Source organism: Streptomyces sp. NPDC006140 (assembly GCF_040628815.1).
Classification (GTDB): Bacteria; Actinomycetota; Actinomycetes; order Streptomycetales; family Streptomycetaceae; genus Streptomyces.
Genome location: NZ_JBEXTS010000005.1, coordinates 132,689 through 152,840, shown reverse-complemented (window position 1 = coordinate 152,840; position 20,152 = coordinate 132,689). Strand labels below are relative to the sequence as shown.

The 20,152-nt window shown below is 72.4% G+C and carries 13 protein-coding genes and 1 pseudogene; 13 read left to right on the top strand and 1 reads right to left on the bottom strand.

Annotated features, from left to right (window positions below; translation table 11 throughout):
• Positions 1–24 precede the first annotated feature (24 nt).
• The 3 genes and pseudogenes from ABZ386_RS16340 to ABZ386_RS16330 form a co-directional block, all read left to right on the top strand.
• A complete protein-coding gene (locus ABZ386_RS16340) occupies positions 25–234 on the top strand; it encodes a DUF4244 domain-containing protein (RefSeq protein WP_114254505.1) in 210 nt (69 codons plus the stop codon).
• On the top strand, positions 221–580 hold the full coding sequence (locus ABZ386_RS16335) for a TadE family type IV pilus minor pilin (protein WP_351339600.1): 360 nt from the start codon (positions 221–223) through the stop codon (positions 578–580). Before ABZ386_RS16340 ends, ABZ386_RS16335 begins: the two co-directional genes overlap by 14 nt.
• Positions 577–936 (top strand): annotated as a pseudogene (locus ABZ386_RS16330) (Rv3654c family TadE-like protein); the annotation flags it as partial. The gene ABZ386_RS16335 and the pseudogene ABZ386_RS16330, both read left to right, overlap by 4 nt.
• Here the strand turns inward: ABZ386_RS16330 and ABZ386_RS16325 are convergent.
• Complete coding sequence (locus ABZ386_RS16325) at positions 893–3,505, bottom strand: DEAD/DEAH box helicase (RefSeq protein ID WP_358964939.1); 2,613 nt, start codon at positions 3,503–3,505, stop codon at positions 893–895. The pseudogene ABZ386_RS16330 and the gene ABZ386_RS16325 sit on opposite strands and share 44 nt — an antisense overlap.
• A gap of 79 nt (positions 3,506–3,584) precedes the next feature.
• Here ABZ386_RS16325 and bldG point away from each other — a divergent pair, with 79 nt between their 5' ends.
• From bldG to ABZ386_RS16275, 10 genes are all read left to right on the top strand, one after another.
• Complete coding sequence (gene bldG / locus ABZ386_RS16320) at positions 3,585–3,926, top strand: anti-sigma factor antagonist BldG (RefSeq protein WP_003991900.1); 342 nt, start codon at positions 3,585–3,587, stop codon at positions 3,924–3,926.
• 133 nt (positions 3,927–4,059) lie between these two features.
• Complete coding sequence (locus ABZ386_RS16315) at positions 4,060–4,497, top strand: ATP-binding protein (protein WP_010044201.1); 438 nt, start codon at positions 4,060–4,062, stop codon at positions 4,495–4,497.
• A gap of 272 nt (positions 4,498–4,769) precedes the next feature.
• Positions 4,770–7,175: a sodium-translocating pyrophosphatase gene (locus ABZ386_RS16310; protein ID WP_358964938.1), complete on the top strand. Its 2,406-nt coding sequence runs from the start codon at positions 4,770–4,772 to the stop codon at positions 7,173–7,175.
• 193 nt (positions 7,176–7,368) lie between these two features.
• On the top strand, positions 7,369–7,956 hold the full coding sequence (locus tag ABZ386_RS16305) for a small secreted protein (RefSeq protein ID WP_114254509.1): 588 nt from the start codon (positions 7,369–7,371) through the stop codon (positions 7,954–7,956).
• Positions 7,957–8,160: 204 nt separating this feature from the next.
• Positions 8,161–9,690: a class I SAM-dependent methyltransferase gene (locus ABZ386_RS16300; RefSeq protein ID WP_351339612.1), complete on the top strand. Its 1,530-nt coding sequence runs from the start codon at positions 8,161–8,163 to the stop codon at positions 9,688–9,690.
• A gap of 212 nt (positions 9,691–9,902) precedes the next feature.
• Positions 9,903–10,100: a hypothetical protein gene (locus ABZ386_RS16295; RefSeq protein ID WP_351339615.1), complete on the top strand. Its 198-nt coding sequence runs from the start codon at positions 9,903–9,905 to the stop codon at positions 10,098–10,100.
• Positions 10,101–10,345: 245 nt separating this feature from the next.
• Positions 10,346–13,195 carry a type I DNA topoisomerase gene (gene topA, locus ABZ386_RS16290; protein ID WP_351339618.1) on the top strand — a complete coding sequence of 950 codons (2,850 nt, stop codon included), beginning with the start codon at positions 10,346–10,348 and terminating at the stop codon, positions 13,193–13,195.
• 176 nt (positions 13,196–13,371) lie between these two features.
• On the top strand, positions 13,372–16,731 hold the full coding sequence (gene tmk, locus ABZ386_RS16285) for a dTMP kinase (protein WP_358964937.1): 3,360 nt from the start codon (positions 13,372–13,374) through the stop codon (positions 16,729–16,731).
• Between the two features lie 309 nt (positions 16,732–17,040).
• Positions 17,041–18,246 carry a DNA polymerase III subunit delta' gene (locus ABZ386_RS16280; protein ID WP_356504478.1) on the top strand — a complete coding sequence of 402 codons (1,206 nt, stop codon included), beginning with the start codon at positions 17,041–17,043 and terminating at the stop codon, positions 18,244–18,246.
• A 148-nt stretch (positions 18,247–18,394) separates the two neighbouring features.
• Positions 18,395–20,074: an alpha/beta hydrolase gene (locus ABZ386_RS16275; protein ID WP_356617113.1), complete on the top strand. Its 1,680-nt coding sequence runs from the start codon at positions 18,395–18,397 to the stop codon at positions 20,072–20,074.
• Positions 20,075–20,152 lie beyond the last annotated feature (78 nt).

Here is a 20,152-nt window from a genome sequence, read left to right as displayed (position 1 = left end):
GGACTCTTTCCCACGGGGGTTGAGATGTGTCAGGTGGTATGGGCGCGGCTGCGGGCCGTGGTGTGCAGGGCGCGTGCGGCGCGGCGGGACGCGGGGATGGTCACCTCCGAGTACGCCACCGGAATCGTCGCGGCGGTGGCGTTCGCGGTGGTGCTCTACAAGGTCGTCACCAGCGGTGCGGTCAGCGCGGAGTTGCAGAGCATCGTGAAAGAAGCCCTCAATGCGCGGATGTGAGCGGGGCGCCGACCGCGGCTTCGTCACAGCGGAATCGGCCGTGGTGCTGCCCGTGCTGGTGATGTTCGCGATGGCATTGGTGTGGGGGCTGCTGGCCGTGGCCGCGCAGATCCAGTGCGTGGACGCGGCGCGGACGGGCGCCCGTGCGGCGGCCCGCCAGGACCCGCCCGGCGCGGTCGTGCGGTTGACCCGCGAGGCGGCGCCGCCCGGCGCGAAGGTCACCGTCAGCCGGGACGCGGAGCACGTGCGGGTGGTCGTCGTGGCCGAGCCGCCGGTGCTGCGCGGGCTGTCCTTCGCCGTTCGTGAGGAGGCCGTGGCGTCGGTGGAAGAGGCGGTGGGGTCGTGAGGCGGCGTCGCGTGACGGGGCGGGCCGGAACGGACCGCGGGTCGGCCACCGTCTGGAGCGTCGGTGCGATCGCCGTCCTGTGCGTGGTGTTCGGCGTGGTCCTCGCGCTGGGGCAGGCCGTCGTGATCCGGCACCGTGCGGCGGGCGGGGCGGATCTCGCGGCGCTCGCGGCGGCGGACCACTGGGCCGAGGGCGCTGCGGCGGCCTGTGCGCGCGCCGGCCGGGTGGCCCGGGCCCAGGGCGTGCGGCTCGCGCGGTGCGAGGTCGTCGGGGAGATCTCCGAGGTGACGGCGGCGTCGGGGCGGGGGCCGTTCACGGCGGAGGTGCGGGCGAGGGCGGGCCCTCCGTCGGCCCCGGGTCTTCCGTCGGCCCTGGGTTTTCCGTCGGCCCCGGGTCTTCCCTCGGCCCTGGGTTTTCCGTCGGCTCCGGGTCTTCGCTCGTCTCCGGGTCTCCCGCCGCATCTTCCTCCGCCTTCTCCTCCGGAGCCCCCTCCAGCAGTACCGTGAGGAGGCGCACCGCCCCCCTCTTGTGCAGCGGGTCGTTGCCGTTGCCGCACTTGGGGGACTGGATGCAGGACGGGCAGCCGGCGTCGCACTCGCAGGAGGCGATGGCCTGGCGGGTGGCGGTCAGCCAGGTGCGGGCGGTGTGGAAGGCGCGCTCCGCGAAGCCCGCGCCCCCCGGATGGCCGTCGTAGACGAACACCGTGGGCAGGAGCGTGTCCGGGTGGAGCGGGATGGACACGCCGCCGATGTCCCAGCGGTCGCAGGTCGCGAAGAGGGGCAGCAGGCCGATCGACGCGTGCTCGGCGGCGTGCAGGGCGCCGCCGAGGATCTCCGGGGTGATCCGCGCCCGGTCCAGCTGGTCCTCGGTGACGGTCCACCACACCGCCCGGGTGCGCAGCGTACGAGGAGGGAGGTCGAGCTTGGTCTCGCCCAGCACTTCACCGGTGATGAGCCGTCTGCGGAGGAAGGAGACGACCTGGTTGGTGACCTCGACGGAGCCGTAGCAGAGCCGGCCGTCGCCCCAGGGGATCTCGACGTCGGTCTCCAGGACGGAGATCGAGGTGGTGTCGCGGGCGACGGTGGAGTACGGCGGGGCGGCCTCCTCGACGAGGGCGACGGAGTCCTCCAGGTCCAGCGACCGCACGAGGTAGGTGCGGCCCTGGTGGAGGTGGACCGCTCCTTCGTGGACCGTCGAGTGCGCGGCGCCCGCGTCGACCGTGCCGAGCAGCCGGCCCGTGCCGGACTCGACGACCTGGATCGGGCGTCCGCCCTCACCGCGGATGTCGGTCAGGTCGGCGGCGCGCTCCCGGCGGGTCCAGTGCCAGGCCCTGGTGCGGCGGCGCAGCAGCTTCGCGGCCTCCAGCTGCGGCAGCAGGCCCTCGCAGGCCGGGCCGAACAGGTCGAGGTCCTCGTCCGTCAGGGGCAGCTCCGCGGCGGCCGCGCACAGGTGCGGAGCCAGCACGTAGGGGTTGTCCGGGTCGAGGACGGTGGACTCGACGGGCTGGTCGAACAGGGCCTCCGGGTGGTGGACGAGGAAGGTGTCCAGGGGGTCGTCGCGGGCCACCAGGACGGCCAGGGCGCCCTGCCCGGCCCGTCCGGCCCGGCCGGCCTGCTGCCACAGGGAGGCCCGGGTGCCCGGGTAGCCCGCGATGACGACCGCGTCCAGGCCGGAGATGTCGATGCCGAGTTCCAGGGCGTTCGTCGCGGCGAGGCCCAGGAGTTCACCCGAATGGAGGGCGCGTTCGAGTGCGCGGCGCTCTTCCGGGAGATAACCGCCCCGGTACGCCGCGACACGCCGGGCCAGCGAGCGGTCGACCTCGGCCAGCCGCTCCTGGGAGATGACGGAGATCAGCTCGGCACCGCGCCGGGAGCGGACGAAGGCGACCGAGCGGACGCCCTGCACGGTGAGGTCGGTCAGCAGGTCGGCGGCCTCGGCGGTGGCCGTGCGGCGGACGGGAGCGCCCTTCTCGCCGTGCAGCTCGGTCAGCGGGGGCTCCCAGAGGGCGAACACCAGTTCACCGCGCGGTGAGGCGTCGTCGGCGACCTCCAGCACCGGCACGCCGGTGAGGCGGCGGGCGGCCACCGCGGGCTCGGCGGCGGTCGCGGAGGCCAGCAGGAACACGGGCGAGGCGCCGTAGCGGGCGCACAGGCGGCGCAGCCGGCGCAGCACCTGCGCGACGTGCGAGCCGAAGACGCCCCGGTAGGTGTGGCACTCGTCGATGACGACGTACTTCAGTGACTTCAGGAAGGAGGACCAGCGGGGGTGGGAGGGCAGGATGCCGCGGTGGAGCATGTCCGGGTTGGTCAGGACGTAGTTGGCGTACTGGCGGATCCACTCGCGTTCCTCGAACGGAGTATCGCCGTCGTACACGGCGGCGCGCACGGCGTTGCCCAGGGGATGTGAAAGTTCCTTCACCGAGCGGCACTGGTCCGCCGCAAGAGCCTTGGTCGGAGCGAGGTAGAGGGTGGTGGCGCCGCGGCCGTTCGGGGCCTCGGCACCCTCCAGAAGGGTGGAAAGCACCGGCACGAGGTAGGCCAGGGACTTGCCGGAGGCCGTGCCGGTGGCGACGACGACCGACTCGCCGTCCAGGGCGTGCTCGGCCGCGCGGGCCTGGTGGGCCCAGGGATGCTCGATGCCCGCTGCCTGCACGGCGGCGACGACCTCGGCGCGGATCCGGTCCGGCCAGACGGCATGCCGACCCTCGCGCGGGGGCAAGTGCTCCGTATGAGTAATGCGCGAAGCCCTGCTCGGACCGGACGCGAGCCGGTCCAGGACCGCGCCCGGCGCGGGCCGGGAGGCGGGGTCCGTCGGGGTTCGATCGGATCGGTGATTCTTGGCCATCGGCACCGAGTGTGTCACTGGCGTGACGGACAATGGAGCCAAGGCGTCGTGCACGCCTGCCGGTAAGTGATTGAATGCCATCGCGGCTGGCGAAGCGTCCAAGGGCTGAAGCCGAGATGCCCCAAGGGCGACCGCTCGATAGCAAGGTGCTGGAGGATCCGTGGACCTGTCCCTGTCGACCGAGACCATGGGCGATCGCACGATCGTCAGGGTCGGTGGCGAAATCGACGTATATACCGCGCCCAAGCTGCGCGAGCAGTTGGTCGAGCTGGTGAACGACGGCAGTTTCCACCTTGTCGTCGACATGGAGGGCGTGGACTTCCTCGACTCCACCGGGCTCGGCGTACTGGTCGGCGGCCTCAAGCGTGTGCGGGCCCATGAGGGCTCCCTGCGCCTGGTCTGCAACCAGGAGCGCATTCTGAAGATCTTCCGCATCACCGGCCTCACCAAGGTGTTCCCCATTCACACCTCGGTCGAGGAAGCGGTAGCGGCCACCGACTGAGATGGGACCCGGGCCGTGTGCCCGGGCCCGCCGCAGTGCGGTACGAGTTCCGCAGAAGTGAAGACCGAGGGGGCCCGGGCTTTCGGCGGCCCGGTGCCTCCCGACAGCACGCCCGTAGTTGCGAGGGGGATGCATGGCCACCGTTGAGCTCCGCTTCAGCGCGCTGCCCGAGCACGTCAGGACCGCCCGGCTGGTGGCGGCAGCGGTGGCGCGCAGGGCCGGAGTGGACGAGGCCGTCCTCGACGAGGTCAGGCTCGCCGTCGGCGAGGCGTGCACCCGTGCCGTCGGACTGCATCAGACAGGCGGGATCTCGGCACCGGTGAAGGTGCTGCTGATCGAGGAGGAGAAACAGTTCTCCATCGAGGTCGGCGACGAGGCCCCGCACGCGGTCCCCGGCGAGCGCGGGCCCGGCGCCGGGCCCGGCGACCCCGACGGGGAGGCCGACGAGGACGAGATGGGCCTCGCGGTCATCAGCGGCCTCGTCGACGACGTCGAGGTCAGCGCGGGTGAGCACGGCGGATCGATCAAGATGACCTGGCCGACCACGCCGCCGCCCACCATCCTGGCCTGACCGGCCACCGCGCACACCGTTCTTCCGAAGGGCCCCACTCGTGGGGCCCTTCGCCATGTGCGGGTGTCAGTGCTCGCCTTTACAGTAGTTCCTGTGCCGTTCATCGCGTGAATTCGTTCACGATCATTCGCGTGCTCCGCGGCAGTCCCAGAATGCTTTCAGGGCATTACTGCAGAAGGCCAATTCCGTTTATCGCGCTCTGTTTTGATCAGGTTCCGGTACCTACAATCCCGTCCACATCTTGAGCTCAGCCCAAGCGTCAAGGAGGACGAATGGCGGGGCTTTCCATCTCACCACAGTCGGGCCATCCCACAGACCTCGCAGCCGCCGTACTGACCGATGGCAACCGCGTTCTCGTCGTGGTCATCGCGGTCGTCGCGCTGGCGGCGCTCGCGGTCGCGGGCGTCCTGGTGCGCCAGGTACTCGCGGCCGGCGAGGGCACCGACAGCATGAAGAAGATCGCGGCGGCGGTCCAGGAAGGCGCGAACGCCTATCTGGCACGCCAGCTGCGCACGCTCGGCGTATTCGCCGTCGTCGTGTTCTTCCTGCTCATGCTGCTGCCCGCTGACGACTGGAATCAGCGTGTCGGACGGTCGGTGTTCTTCCTGATCGGAGCGGCGTTCTCGGCGGCCACCGGCTATATCGGCATGTGGCTCGCCGTACGCAGCAATGTGCGTGTCGCCGCGGCGGCGCGTGAAGCGACCCCGGCGGCAGGCGAGCCGGAAAAAGATCTGACCGCCGTCTCGCACAAAGCGATGAAGATCGCATTTCGCACCGGCGGCGTGGTCGGCATGTTCACGGTGGGCCTCGGCCTGCTCGGTGCCTCCTGCGTGGTGCTGGTGTACGCGGCCGACGCGCCGAAGGTGCTGGAGGGATTCGGTCTCGGGGCCGCGCTGATCGCGATGTTCATGCGGGTCGGCGGCGGCATCTTCACCAAGGCCGCCGACGTCGGCGCCGACCTGGTCGGCAAGGTCGAGCAGGGCATTCCGGAGGACGATCCGCGCAATGCCGCGACCATCGCCGACAACGTGGGCGACAACGTCGGCGACTGCGCGGGCATGGCCGCCGACCTCTTCGAGTCGTACGCCGTGACGCTGGTCGCCGCGCTGATCCTGGGCTCGGCGGCCTTCGGCGACGCGGGGCTCGGTTTCCCGCTGCTGGTGCCGGCCATCGGTGTGATCACGGCGATGATCGGCATCTTCGCGGTGGCGCCGAGGCGCGCCGACCGCAGCGGCATGAGCGCCATCAACCGCGGGTTCTTCATCTCCGCGGTGATCTCGCTGGTGCTGGTGGCGGTGGCCGTCTTCGTCTACCTTCCGGGCAAGTATTCGGAGCTGGACGGCGTCACCGACGCCGCGATCCAGGGCAAGGACGGCGACCCGCGGATCCTCGCGCTCGTCGCGGTGGCCATCGGCATCGTGCTCGCCGCCCTGATCCAGCAACTGACCGGCTACTTCACGGAGACCACCCGCCGGCCCGTGCGGGACATCGGCAAGACCTCGCTCACCGGCCCGGCCACCGTCGTCCTCGCCGGTATCTCCGTCGGTCTCGAATCCGCCGTCTACACCGCGCTGTTGATCGGCCTGGGCGTGTACGGGGCGTTCCTGCTCGGCGGTACGTCGATCATGCTGGCGCTGTTCGCTGTGGCGCTGGCCGGCACCGGCCTGCTCACCACGGTCGGTGTGATCGTCGCGATGGACACCTTCGGGCCGGTCTCCGACAACGCGCAGGGCATCGCGGAGATGTCCGGCGACGTCGAGGGCGCGGGCGCGCAGGTGCTCACCAACCTGGACGCGGTCGGCAACACCACCAAGGCGATTACCAAGGGCATCGCGATCGCCACGGCCGTGCTCGCGGCGGCGGCGCTGTTCGGGTCCTACCGGGACGCGATCATCACCGGCGCGCGGGACGTGGGCGAGGAGTTGTCCGGGCCGGGCGCGCCGATGAGCCTGATGATGGACATTTCGCAGCCCAACAACCTGGTGGGGCTCGTCGCGGGCGCGGCGGTCGTCTTCCTCTTCTCGGGGCTGGCGATCAACGCCGTGTCGCGGTCGGCGGGTTCCGTGGTCTTCGAGGTGCGGCGGCAGTTCCGGGAGCGGCCCGGGATCATGGACTACAGCGAGAAACCGGAGTACGGCAAGGTCGTCGACATCTGTACGAGGGACGCGCTCAGGGAACTCGCGACCCCCGGCCTGCTCGCCGTCATGGCGCCCATCTTCATCGGGTTCACGCTCGGCGTCGGTCCGCTCGGCGCGTTCCTGGCGGGCGCGATCGGCGCGGGCACGCTGATGGCGGTGTTCCTCGCCAACTCCGGTGGCGCCTGGGACAACGCCAAGAAGCTCGTCGAGGACGGCCACCACGGCGGCAAGGGCAGCGAGGCCCACGCCGCTACGGTCATCGGCGACACGGTCGGCGACCCCTTCAAGGACACCGCCGGTCCCGCGATCAACCCGCTGCTCAAGGTCATGAACCTGGTGTCGCTGCTCATCGCGCCCGCGGTGATCAACTTCTCCTACGGCGCCGACAAGAGCATCGGGCTGCGGATCCTGATCGCGGCCATCGCGTTCCTCGTGATCGTCGGCGCGGTGTACGTGTCAAAGCGGCGCGGGATCGCCATGGGTGACGAAGACAACGCCGAGCCGGAGCCCAAGTCGGCCGACCCGGCGGTCGTTTCGTAGGGAGGTCCTCCAAGCCCCAGCTCAAGGTGCGGGCGGGCGGAGCGCGTTGGCGCGACGCCCGCCCGCTCTTGTGTGTACACGACCACGCCGTGAGCCTTCTCTCGCTTGGTGCAAAAGGTTACAAAAAGGTCTTAATAGACGTTCGGCGTGCGGTTGCCGTGCATCTGGCGTGTATGTTCCGGGGCCGAGAGCCATGGAAGGGACCAAACCGGTGAACAAGAAGCTCGCGGCCGCACTGTCCGGCGGTGCGGTACTGGTACTGGCGCTGTCGGGCTGCGGCGGCGACGACAACGAGAAGCTGGACTCCTGGGCCAAGCAGGTCTGTGACGCCGTGCAGCCGCAGGCCAAGAAGATCGAGTCGGCCAATGCCGCGATCCAGAAGGAGACCTCGGACAACAGCACGCCGGAGGACGTCCAGAAGACCGACGCGCAGGCCTTCCAGGACATGTCCGACGCCTACAAGGCGATCGGGGCCGCGGTGAACAAGGCCGGGGCGCCGGACGTCGAGAACGGTGAGAAGAAGCAGAAGGACGCCGTCACGGAGCTCAACTCCATCTCCTCGTCCTACGCCGACCTGAAGAAGCAGGTCGACGGGCTGGACACGAAGGACCAGGGGAAGTTCGCCGACGGCCTCAAGGACATCGCCACCGAGCTGGACAAGCTGAGCAAGAGCGGGAACGACGCGCTCCGGAACCTGGAGGAGGGCGAGGTCGGCCAGGCGATGGCCCGTCAGTCGAGCTGCAAGGCGGCCACGGCGTCGGCGGGGGCCACGCAGAGCTGAGTGGGTGAGTAGAGGCTTCTGGGACGAGGGCGGCCCGCTGGGGCCAGTGTGGCCTCTGGCCCGGGACGCATGGGGCGAGGGCGACACAAGGGCCCAGGGTGACTGGCGGTCGCGAGCAGGACGCCGCGGTCCGCACCGGCGAGGACGCGCGCGATACCCGGTACGGGCACGTGCGACACCGGTGCCGACGGCCACAATGGGGGCGTGAGTAACGCCAGTCAGTCACCCCTGTCCCCGCTGCCCTCCACCGACCGCCCCGAGGTCGCCGCCCGGCTCCGGGAGGCCCTGCTCGCGGCCTCCTTCACGGCCGACGGACTGCTCGAACTGCTCGGCGCCCCCGCGTACGCGGCGCTGGCCCGGAGCGAGACCGTGCCCGCGCTCCGGGCCACCCGCGGGGACACGCCGCTGGAGATGCTCGTCCGGCTGTTCCTGCTCCAGCAGCCCGTGCCGCACGCGCGCGTGGCGGACGTCCTGCCCGTCGACGCCTGCCTGGAGAGCGGCTGGCTGGTGCCCGCCGGCGGCGACGAGCTCGCCGCCGCGGTGGACGTCCGGCCCTACGGCGGCCCCGGCGGCGAGGACTGGTTCATCGTGTCGGACCTCGGCTGCGCCGTCGGCGGCGCCGGCGGGATCGGCCGGCACGACGAAGGGGTCGTCCTCGGGGTCGGCGGCGCCTCCACGACCCTCGCCGGCATCACCGTCCGCACGCCCGTCGCCGCCGCCCTCGACCTCGGCACCGGCTCCGGCATCCAGGCCCTGCACGCCGCGCAGCACGCCACCCGTGTGACGGCCACCGACCTCAACCCGCGCGCCCTGCACATCACCGCCCTCACGCTGGCGCTGTCCGGCACCCCGGCCGCCGATCTGCGCGAGGGCTCCCTCTTCGCGCCGGTCCGCGAGGACGAGCGGTACGACCTGATCGTCTCCAACCCGCCGTTCGTGATCTCGCCCGGTGCCCGGCTCACCTACCGCGACGGCGGCATGGGCGGGGACGATCTGTGCCGCACGCTCGTTCAGGAGGCAGGGGAACGGCTGAACGAGGGCGGGTTCGCGCAGTTCCTCGCCAACTGGCAGCACGTGGAAGGGGAGGACTGGCAGGACAGGCTCAGGTCGTGGGTGCCCCGGGGCTGCGACGCGTGGATCGTGCAGCGCGAGGTGCAGGACGTCAACCAGTACGCCGAGCTGTGGCTGCGGGACGCGGGCGACCACCGCGGCGACGCGGCGGAGTACCAGGCGCGGTACGACGCGTGGCTCGACGAGTTCGAGGCGCGCAAGGTGAAGGCCGTCGGCTTCGGCTGGATCACCCTGCGCAGGACGGACGCCGCCGTGCCCTCCCTCACGGTGGAGGAGTGGCCGCATCCGGTCGAGCAGCCGCTCGGCGACACCATCCGGAACCACTTCGACCGGCTCGACTACCTGCGCGAGCACGACGACGCCGCCCTGCTCGAAGGGCACTTCCGGCTCGCCGCCGAGATCGTGCAGGAGCAGGTCGGGCTGCCCGGCGCCGAGGACCCGGAGCACGTGGTGCTGCGGCAGAACCGCGGCATGCGCCGGGCGACCCGGGTGGACACGGTCGGCGCGGGCTTCGCGGGCGTGTGCGACGGCACGATGAGCGCCGGCCGCATCCTCGACGCCATCGCCCAGCTGGTCGGCGAGGACCCGGTGCTGCTGCGCGACCGCACACCGGCGCAGATCCGGCTGCTGGTGGAGCAGGGGTTCCTGGAGCCGGCCGGCTGAGGGGCCCGGAGCGGGTTCCGCCGAGGAGGCCCGCCAACAAATTCGAGTCGATTTGAACACCTCGTCCGAAAGGGGCCGTGAGGGGCTGGACGTCCTTGATCGGCAGCCGCGTCGCCCCCGAGTTCACCTCGGGTTCGCCTGCCCGCCGCCCGCGCGTGTCAGCCTCCCGGGGCTGGAGAGTCACGGACGGGAGAAAAGGGGCACGGCGGGCCATGGAGAGCGAACCGGCGATCTTCGCGGGAGCGGTGTTCTCCCTGTTCGGAGGGGGACTGCTGGCCTGGACCGTGACGCGCGTGCGTCAGCACCGGCCCGTCGCCCACGGTGTGCGGCCGGCCGCGTCGGCGACCCTCGCGAGCGTCGTCGCGGTGCTCGCCCTCGTGGTCGGAACGTGGTGCTTCACCCGCCTGTGAGCCCCGGGCGGGAGACGTACCCGCCCGTGACCGGGAGGTCGCGCTCCGCGCAGGGCCGGGCTTGCTCTGGGTACTCCGGGCGGCAGGATTGGTGGTAGTCGGGTTACCGTTCGAGTGGCCGTTGCGGGCTTTTCCCGTTTGACACGGGGGCGGGCTGTACCGTCACACTCCGCAGCGTCACCACCTACCCAGCCCCGGTAAGCGACTCCGGGGAGGCCCAGCGTCGACCGGAGAGAAGAGCGAAGTTGTCCCCGACCAGCGAGACCGCGAAGGGCGGCCGCCGACTCGTCATCGTCGAGTCGCCTGCCAAGGCGAAGACGATCAAGGGCTATCTCGGGCCCGGATACACCGTCGAGGCGAGCGTCGGGCACATCCGCGACCTTCCCAACGGCGCCGCCGAGGTGCCCGAGAAGTACACCGGCGAGGTCCGTCGGCTCGGTGTGGACGTCGACCACGACTTCCAGCCGATCTATGTGGTCAACGCCGATAAGAAGGCACAGGTCAAGAAGCTCAAGGACCTGCTGAAGGACTCCGACGAGCTCTTCCTCGCCACCGATGAGGACCGCGAGGGCGAGGCCATCGCCTGGCACCTCCAGGAGGTGCTCAAGCCGAAGGTCCCGGTCAAGCGGATGGTCTTCCACGAGATCACCAAGGCCGCGATCCAGGCCGCCGTGGCCAACCCGCGCCAGCTCAACCAGAAGCTCGTCGACGCCCAGGAGACCCGCCGCATCCTCGACCGCCTCTACGGCTACGAGGTCTCGCCGGTCCTGTGGAAGAAGGTCATGCCGCGGCTGTCCGCGGGCCGTGTCCAGTCCGTCGCCACCCGTCTCGTCGTGGAGCGGGAACGCGAGCGCATCGCCTTTCGTTCGGCTGAGTACTGGGACCTGACGGGCACCTTCGCGACCGGCCGCGCGGGAGACCCGTCGGACCCGTCGTCGCTGGTCGCGCGCCTGCAGACCGTCGACGGCAGGCGGGTCGCGCAGGGCCGCGACTTCGACTCCCTGGGACAACTGAAGAGCGCGAACACCCTCCACCTCGACGAGGCGAACGCCCGCGCCCTGGCCGCCGCCCTGGAGCAGACGCGGTTCGCCGTCCGCTCGGTCGAGTCCAAGCCCTACCGCCGCTCGCCGTACGCCCCGTTCCGTACGACGACGCTGCAGCAGGAGGCCAGCCGCAAGCTCGGCTTCGGCGCGAAGGCCACGATGCAGATCGCGCAGAAGCTGTACGAGAACGGCTACATCACGTACATGCGTACGGACTCCACGACCCTGAGCGACACGGCGGTCGCCGCCGCCCGCGCCCAGGTCACGCAGCTGTACGGCGCCGACTACCTGCCGCCGCAGCCGCGGACGTACGCCGGGAAGGTCAAGAACGCGCAGGAGGCCCACGAGGCGATCCGCCCCTCGGGTGATCGTTTCCGCACTCCCGCCGAGACCGGACTGACCGGCGACCAGTTCAAGCTCTACGAGCTGATCTGGAAGCGGACCGTCGCCTCCCAGATGAAGGACGCGACCGGCAACAGCGTCACGGTCAAGATCGGCGGCACCGCCTCCGACGGCCGGGACGTCGAGTTCAGCGCGTCCGGCAAGACGATCACCTTCCACGGCTTCCTCAAGGCCTACGTCGAGGGCGCCGACGACCCGAACGCCGAGCTCGACGACCGCGAGCGCCGGCTGCCCCAGGTCTCCCAGGGCGACGCCCTGAGCGCCGAGGAGATCACGGTCGACGGGCACGCCACCAAGCCCCCGGCCCGCTACACCGAGGCCTCCCTGGTCAAGGAGCTGGAAGAGCGCGAGATCGGCCGCCCGTCGACGTACGCGTCGATCATCGGCACGATCCTGGACCGCGGCTACGTGTTCAAGAAGGGCACGGCGCTCGTGCCGTCCTTCCTGTCCTTCGCCGTGGTCAACCTCCTGGAGAAGCACTTCGGGCGGCTGGTCGACTACGACTTCACCGCCAAGATGGAGGACGACCTCGACCGCATCGCCCGCGGCGAGGCGCAGGCCGTGCCGTGGCTGAAGCGGTTCTACTTCGGCGAGGGCGGCAGCAACGGCGACGCGGCCGACGCCGGCAACGGCGACGGGGACCACCTCGGCGGCCTCAAGGAACTGGTCACCGACCTGGGCGCGATCGACGCGCGCGAGGTGTCGTCGTTCCCCGTGGGCAACGACATCGTGCTGCGCGTCGGGCGCTACGGCCCCTACATCGAGCGCGGCGAGAAGGACACCGAGCAGCACCAGCGCGCCGACATCCCCGACGACCTCGCCCCGGACGAGCTGTCCGTGGAGCTGGCCGAGGAGCTGCTGGCCAAGCCCAGCGGTGACTTCGAGCTGGGCACGGACCCGGCCACCGGCCACACGATCGTCGCCAAGGACGGCCGCTACGGCCCGTACGTGACGGAGGTTTTCCCCGAGGGCACCCCGAAGACGGGCAAGAACGCGGTCAAGCCGCGCACGGCGTCCCTCTTCAAGTCGATGTCGCTGGACACGGTGACCCTCGACGACGCCCTGAAGCTGATGTCGCTGCCGCGCGTCGTCGGCACGGACGCCGAGGGCCAGGAGATCACCGCGCAGAACGGCCGCTACGGCCCGTACCTGAAGAAGGGCACGGACTCGCGCTCGCTCCAGTCCGAGGAGCAGCTCTTCACGATCACGCTGGAGGAGGCGCTGGCGATCTACGCCCAGCCCAAGCAGCGTGGCCGGGCCGCCGCCAAGCCGCCGCTGAAGGAACTGGGCACCGACCCGGTCAGCGAGAAGCCGGTCGTCGTCAAGGACGGCCGCTTCGGGCCGTACGTCACCGACGGCGAGACCAACGCGACCCTGCGCTCCGGCGACAGCGTCGAGACGATCACCCCGGAGCGCGGATTCGAGCTGCTCGCCGAGAAGCGCGCGAAGGGGCCGGCGAAGAAGACCGCGAAGAAGGCGGCCAAGAAGGCGCCGGCGAAGAAGACGGCGACGGCGGCCAAGAAGACCGCGGCGAAGAAGACCACGACCGCGAAGAAGACGACGGCCAAGAAGACGACGGCGAAGAAGACCACCACCGCGAAGAAGACGGCCGCCAAGACGGCGACCGCCGCGAAGTCGGCGGAGGACTGAGGCCGTTCAGGCCTGGTGAAGACAGGTCGAGGACCCGTCGCGGGCCCGGGCCGCCAAGGTCCGGGGCTTCGCCCAGGGTTCGGAAAGCGAACGCCCCGGCAACACTTCGGTGTCGGGGCGTGCGCATGCCAGGCCGGGCGGCCCGGGGTGTCGGTGCCTCCCGATAGGCTGAATGCATGACGCGAGCCGAGCACCCTACGGCCCCTCAGCCGGCCCCCGACGACGCCCTGGTCGCGGACTCCCGCGAGCGTGCCGTCCGCGCCCTGCTGCGCCGTCCGCAGCTGAAGCGGTTGTGGAGCGCCCAGCTCGTGGGAGGCGTGGGCGACACCCTCGCGCTCCTCGTGCTGGTCGTCCTCGCCCTCCAGGCGTCCATCGCGGAGGGCTCGTTCGGGGGCGGCTACCGAGGCGTGGCGTTCGCAGTGGCGACCGTTTTCGGGGTGCGCATCCTCGCGACGCTCCTCTTCGGCGCCGTGCTCCTCGGGCCGCTCACCGCGCTCACCTCCCAGGACGGCCCGCTCGACCGCCGCTGGACCATGGTCGGCGCGGACGGGCTGCGCGCCGCGCTGCTCATCGTCGCGCCCCTGTGGATCGACTGGACGCCGCAGGACGCGCTGGCCATCCTCCTCGTCACGGCCTTCGTGACGGGAGTCGCCGAGCGGTTCTGGACGGTGTGCCGCGAGAGCGCGGCCCCCGCCCTGCTGCCCGCCCCGCCGCCGGAGGGCGCGACCATCCGGCCGCTGCCGGACCACATGGACGCCCTGCGCCGGCTGTCGCTGCGCACGGGCTTCGTGGCGATCCCCCTCGCGGCCGTCGCCCTCGTCGTCGCGGCCCTCTTCAACAACCTGCTGGGCGCCGGCATCGACTGGTTCGCCCAGCACCAGGCGGCCCTCGCCTCCTACGTCGCCGCCGGGCTGTTCGCCGCGTCCCTGTCCGTGCTGACCTTCCTGGAGCTGCCCGCCACGCGCACCCCGCGCGCGCGGTCGCCGCTCGAAGGGCTGCGCCGCCCGAAGACCACCACGGGCGCCGAGAAGGGCCGCACCGGCGCGATGCCGCTGCTCGTGCTGGCCTGCGCCGCCGTCGCCACCGCGGTGTCGGCCGCCGTCGCCGTGGCCGTCCTGCACGCCAAGGACCTGGGCGGCGGCCCGGTCCTGTTCGGCCTGTTCGTGGCCGCGCTGACCGGCGGTGTCGTCGTCGGCATCCGTACGGCGCCCCGCCTGCTGCCCGCCCTGTCGCGCCGCCGGCTCCTCGCGCTGGCGATCGCCTTCACCGGTGTCGCGCTGCTGGCCGCCGGCCTGGTCCCGGACGTCACCAGCGTGCTGCTGATCCTCGCGCTGGCCGGTGCCGGCGCCGGCCTGGCCGCCAACATCGGGCACACCCTGCTCGACCAGGAGACCGAGGAGTACCGGCGGTCCCGTACGACGGAGCACCTGCACGCGGTCGTCCGCGTCTGCGTGGCGCTCGGCGCGGTGATCGCCCCGGTGGTGGCCGCGGGCATCGGGCCGCACCGGCTGGAGAGCGGCAAGTTCGTCTTCGCGCACGGCGGCGCGGCCTTCACGCTCATGCTGGCGGGCGCCCTGCTGCTGCCGGTGGCCGTGCTGGTGCTGGCCAAGGTCGACGACCGCTCCGGCGTGCCGCTGCGGCAGGACCTGAAGGACGCGCTGCTCGGCGGCGACGACCCGGAGCAGGCGCCCGCCGCGTCCGGCTTCTTCATCGCCCTGGAGGGCGGCGACGGGGCCGGCAAGTCCACGCAGGCCGAGGCGCTCGCCGAGTGGATCCGCGCCAAGGGCCACGAGGTCGTGCTGACCCGTGAGCCGGGGGCGACGCCGGTGGGCAAGCGGCTGCGGTCGATCCTGCTGGACGTGTCGAGCGCGGGCCTGTCGCACCGCGCGGAGGCGCTGCTGTACGCGGCCGACCGGGCCGAGCACATCGACACCGTCGTACGGCCCGCCCTGGAGCGCGGCGCGGTCGTCATCTCCGACCGGTACATCGACTCCTCCGTGGCCTACCAGGGCGCGGGCCGGGACCTGTCGCCGACGGAGATCGCCCGGATCAACCGCTGGGCGACGGACGGACTCGTGCCGCATCTGACCGTGCTGTTGGACGTCGCGCCGGAGACCGCGCGCGAGCGGTTCACCGAGGCGCCCGACCGGCTGGAGTCGGAGCCCGCCGAGTTCCACGCGCGCGTGCGGGCCGGTTTCCTCACCCTGGCCGCGGCCGACGCCGGGCGGTACCTGGTGGTGGACGCCGGCCAGGAGCCCGAGGCCGTCACGACCGTCATCCGGCACCGGCTCGACCAGGTGCTGCCGCTGTCCGAGGCCGAGATCAAGGCCCGCGAGGAGGCCCGGAAGAAGGCCGAGGAGGAAGCCCGCCGCAAGGCCGAGGAAGAGGCCGCCCGCAAGGCCGAGGAGGAGCGCCTGGAGCGCGAGCGCCAGGAGCAGCTGGCCAAGCTGCGCGCCGAGGAGGAGGAGCGCAAGCGCCGCGAGCTGGAGGAGGCGCAGCGCCGCGAGGCCGAACGGCAGGCGGAGGAGGCCCGGCGCCGGGCCGAGGAAGCGCGGAGGAAGGCCGAGGAGGAGCGGGCGCGGCTCCTCGCGGAGGAGAAGGCCCGGGCCGAGGAGGAGGCCCGCCGCAAGGCCGAGGAGGAACGGCGCCGCAAGCAGGCCGAGGAGGAGGCCCGGCTGCGTGCCGAGGCCGAGGCGCTCCGCCTGGAGAAGCAGCGCAAGGCCGAGGAGGCCCTGCTGCGGGCCGAGGAGGCACGGCGGCTCGCGGAGGCGGCGACCGCCGCGGCCGAGGCCGGCCCGAAGATCTCCATGTCCAAGAGCCCCGCGCCGGAGCGCCCCTCCGGTCCGGCGGCGGGACAGGACGCGGCGACCGTGCCGACGCCCGTGGTGACACCGGGCGGCTCGGCGGACGACACGACCGTGCTGCGTCCCGTGCGGGACGAGGAGCAGGACCCGTCCCGGACCTCGGGGGTGTCCGACGCCGAGGTGACGGCCGAGCTGCCGAAGCCGCCGGTTCCGCCGGGGGCGGGGGAGGAGACGGAGGTCCTGCCACCGGTTCGGTCCGGGACCGACCCGTGGGCCGGTTCCCGGGACGAGACCGAGGTGCTGCCCCAGGTGCCCTCCGGGGCGACGGACGAGACGGCTGTGCTGCCGCCGGTGCGGCCCGGGGGCGCCGAGGACAGGGCTGTGCGCTCCGGGGACGCGGAGGAGACGGCCGTGCTGCCGCCCGTGCGGCCCGGGGATGCCGAGGAGACGGCCGTGCTGCCGCCCGTCCGCGGTGACGAACCGACGGACCGGGTGCCGCCCGGCTACTTCCGGGACGACGCCCCGGCCGCCCGGCCCGACGGAACAGAGGACCGGACGCGTGAGCTGCCCCAGGTCGACGCCGAGGGCACCCCGCGCCGCAGGCGGTCCGACTGGGCCGAGGAGACGCCGCTGGACGACCTGCCCTCGCTGGCGGACGAGCTGCTCGGACCGCACGAGGACGAGTCGGACGAGGGGCGGGGGCGCCGGGGCAGGGGCGGCCGGGGTCGCTGAGGCCTCCGGCGGACGGACGCAGACGCCGTGTCCGGGCCGGGAGTGTCATAGGAGGAACCGGGGCTGGACCGGGTCTGCCCCAGGAGCCGCGGCCCGACCGTGGCACGGCCGCCGCACGGCTCCGGCGCGGCCTCGGCATGGCTCTCGTACGGGCGCGGTACGGCCCTGGCACGGCCGTTGCCCGGCACGGCCATCGCCTCAGCCCTGCCGCGCTGTCGGCCAGGTCAGGCGGGCGCGGAAGGCGATGTCAGTGGTCGCCCCCACAATGGACCTCGCAAGGCGGAACGTGACGGAAGGGCGGCGTGACCCATGACCGTGTGGGACGACCTCGTCGGGCAGGAGAGGGTGAGCGAGCAGCTGGCCGCTGCCGCCCGGGACGCCGACGCCCTGGTCACCGCGGCCGCGACCGACACCCCGCCGCCCGAGGCGTCGAAGATGACGCACGCGTGGCTGTTCACGGGCCCGCCGGGAGCCGGCCGCAACCAGGCGGCGCGGGCGTTCGCGGCGGCCCTCCAGTGCGTCAGCCCCGACCGCGCGCTCGGCGGAGCCCCGGGCTGCGGCTTCTGCGACGGCTGCCACACGGCCCTGATCGGCACGCACGCCGACGTCACCACGGTCGCCGCGGTCGGCACGCAGATCCTCGCCGACGACATGCGCGACACGGTCCGCAAGTCGTTCACCTCGCCCGCGAACGGCCGCTGGCAGATCATCCTCGTCGAGGACGCCGAGCGGCTGAACGAGAAGTCGGCCAACGCCGTCCTCAAGGCCGTGGAGGAGCCCGCCCCCCGCACGGTCTGGCTGCTCTGCGCCCCCTCCATCGAGGACGTCCTGCCGACCATCCGCTCCCGCTGCCGCCACCTGAACCTGAGCACGCCGTCGGTCGCCGCCGTCGCCGACATGCTCGTCCGCCGCGAGGGCATCGAGCCGGACGTCGCCGCGGCGGCGGCCCGCGCGACCCAGGGCCACGTCGACCGGGCCCGCCGCCTGGCCACCGACCCGGCCGCGCGGGAGCGCCGGGCCGCCGTGCTGCGGCTGCCGCTGCGGGTGGACGACATCGGCAGTGCGCTCAAGGCCGCCCAGGAGCTCGTCGACGCGGCCGCCGAGGACGCCAAGCAGCTCGCGGAGGAGACGGACGTCAAGGAGACCGAGGAGCTGAAGGCCGCCCTCGGCGCGTCCCAGGGCGGCCGCATGCCGCGCGGCACCGCAGGGGTGATGAAGGACCTGGAGGACAAGCAGAAGCGCCGCAGGACGCGCACGCAGCGCGACAGCCTCGACCTCGCCCTGACCGACCTCACGGCCTTCTACCGCGACGTCCTCGCCCTCCAGCTCGGCTCCCGCGTGGCCATCGCCAACGCGGACGCCGAGGACGCCCTGGAGCGCCTCGCCCGCGGCAGCTCCCCGGAGTCCACGCTCCGCTGTATCGAGGCCATCGCCGCCTGCCGTGAGGCGCTCGACCGCAATGTGGCGCCGCTGCTCGCGGTGGAGGCGATGACGATGGCGCTCAGAGCGGGCTGAGGCGAGGCCGCGCACGGCTCGCGAGGGCACTCGCGGGGCACTTCCGGGGCACTCGCGGGATTGAAGCGCGTGATTGACGGCGTCACTCGTACGAGGCACGACACGCACGCAGGGCATCCATTCCGTCGCGCAGAGTTACGCTCACTGGATGTACACAAGGCGTACCCCCCGCACCGCCTCGGCCCCGACCGCTTCGGCCTCCACCGCCTCGGCCCCCCGCTCCGGCGGCCTCCACCGCAGGGCCCGCAGCGGAGCCAGGACCGCGGCCGGCCTCCTCGCCACGGCCGCGCTGCTCGTCTCCGCCTGCTCCTCCGGAAGCTCGACGACGGCCACCGCGTCCGCCGCGTCCGCCGCCTCCGCGGCGGCCGACACGGCCGTCCTCGTCGCGCTGCCGCGGCCCGTCCCCGCGGCGCTCTCGCCGTACTACCGGCAGAAGCCGGCCTGGCGCGGCTGCGGCGTCCCGGGCTTCGAGTGCGCCACGGTCAAGGCACCGCTCGACTACGACAAGCCGTCCGGCGGCGACGTCCGGCTCGCCGTCGCCCGCAAGAAGGCCACCGGCCCGGGCGCGCGGCTCGGCTCGCTGCTGGTGAACCCCGGCGGGCCCGGCGGCTCGGCGATCGGATACGTGCAGGCGTACGCGGGCATCGGCTATCCGTCCGAGGTGCGGGCCCGCTACGACATGGTGGCGGTCGACCCGCGCGGCGTGGCCCGCAGCGAGCCCGTCGAGTGCCTGGACGGGCCGGAGATGGACGCGTACACGCAGACGGACGCCACGCCCGACGACGCGAAGGAGACCGACGGGCTGGTCGCGGCGTACCGGACGTTCGCCGAGGGCTGCGGAGCGGACGCGCCCAGGCTGCTGCGCCATGTGTCGACGGTGGAGGCGGCCCGGGACATGGACATCGTGCGGGCGTCGCTCGGCGACGAGAAGCTCAACTTCGTCGGCGCCTCCTACGGGACCTTCCTCGGCGCGACGTACGCCGGGCTCTTCCCGCAGCGGACGGGCCGGCTGGTGCTGGACGGCGCGATGGACCCGTCGCTGCCCGCCCGGCGGCTGAACCTCGAACAGACGGCGGGCTTCGAGACGGCGTTCCGCTCGTTCGCGCGGGACTGCGTACGGCAGCCCGACTGCCCGCTGGGCGGCGCGGGCACCTCGCCCGGGAAGGCCGGAGAGAACCTCAAGGCGTTCTTCGAGAAGCTGGACGCGCGCCCCGTCCGGACCGGTGACGCCGATGGCCGCAAGCTGACCGAGTCGCTCGCCACGACCGGTGTGATCGCCGCCATGTACGACGAGGGCGCCTGGCAGCAACTGCGCGAGGCGCTGACGTCCGCGATGAAGAAGAACGACGGTTCCGGGCTCCTCGCCCTGTCCGACGGCTACTACGAGCGGGACGCCGACGGCGGCTACAGCAACCTGATGTTCGCCAACGCGGCGGTGAACTGCCTGGACCTGCCGCCCGCCTTCGACACCCCCGACGAGGTGCGCAGGTCCCTGCCCGCGTTCCAGAAGGCGTCCCCGGTCTTCGGTGAGGGCCTGGCCTGGGCCGCCCTCAACTGCGCGTACTGGCCCGTGCGGGCCACGGGCGAGCCGCACCGCATCGAGGCCAAGGGGGCGGCGCCCATCGTCGTGGTCGGCACCACCCGCGACCCGGCGACGCCGTACCGCTGGGCCGAGGCCCTGGCCGGCCAGCTCTCCTCGGCCCGCCTGCTCACCTACGAGGGCGACGGCCACACGGCCTACGGCCGCGGCAGCTCCTGCATCGACTCCACGATCAACGCGTACCTGCTCCGCGGCACCCCGCCCCAGGACGGAAAACGCTGCTCATAGCCACTGCGCCCGGCCCCGGAGGGCTCCCCTCCGGGGCTGGTACGGAGCACCCCCGGAAACTGTGTAGACTTACCGTCG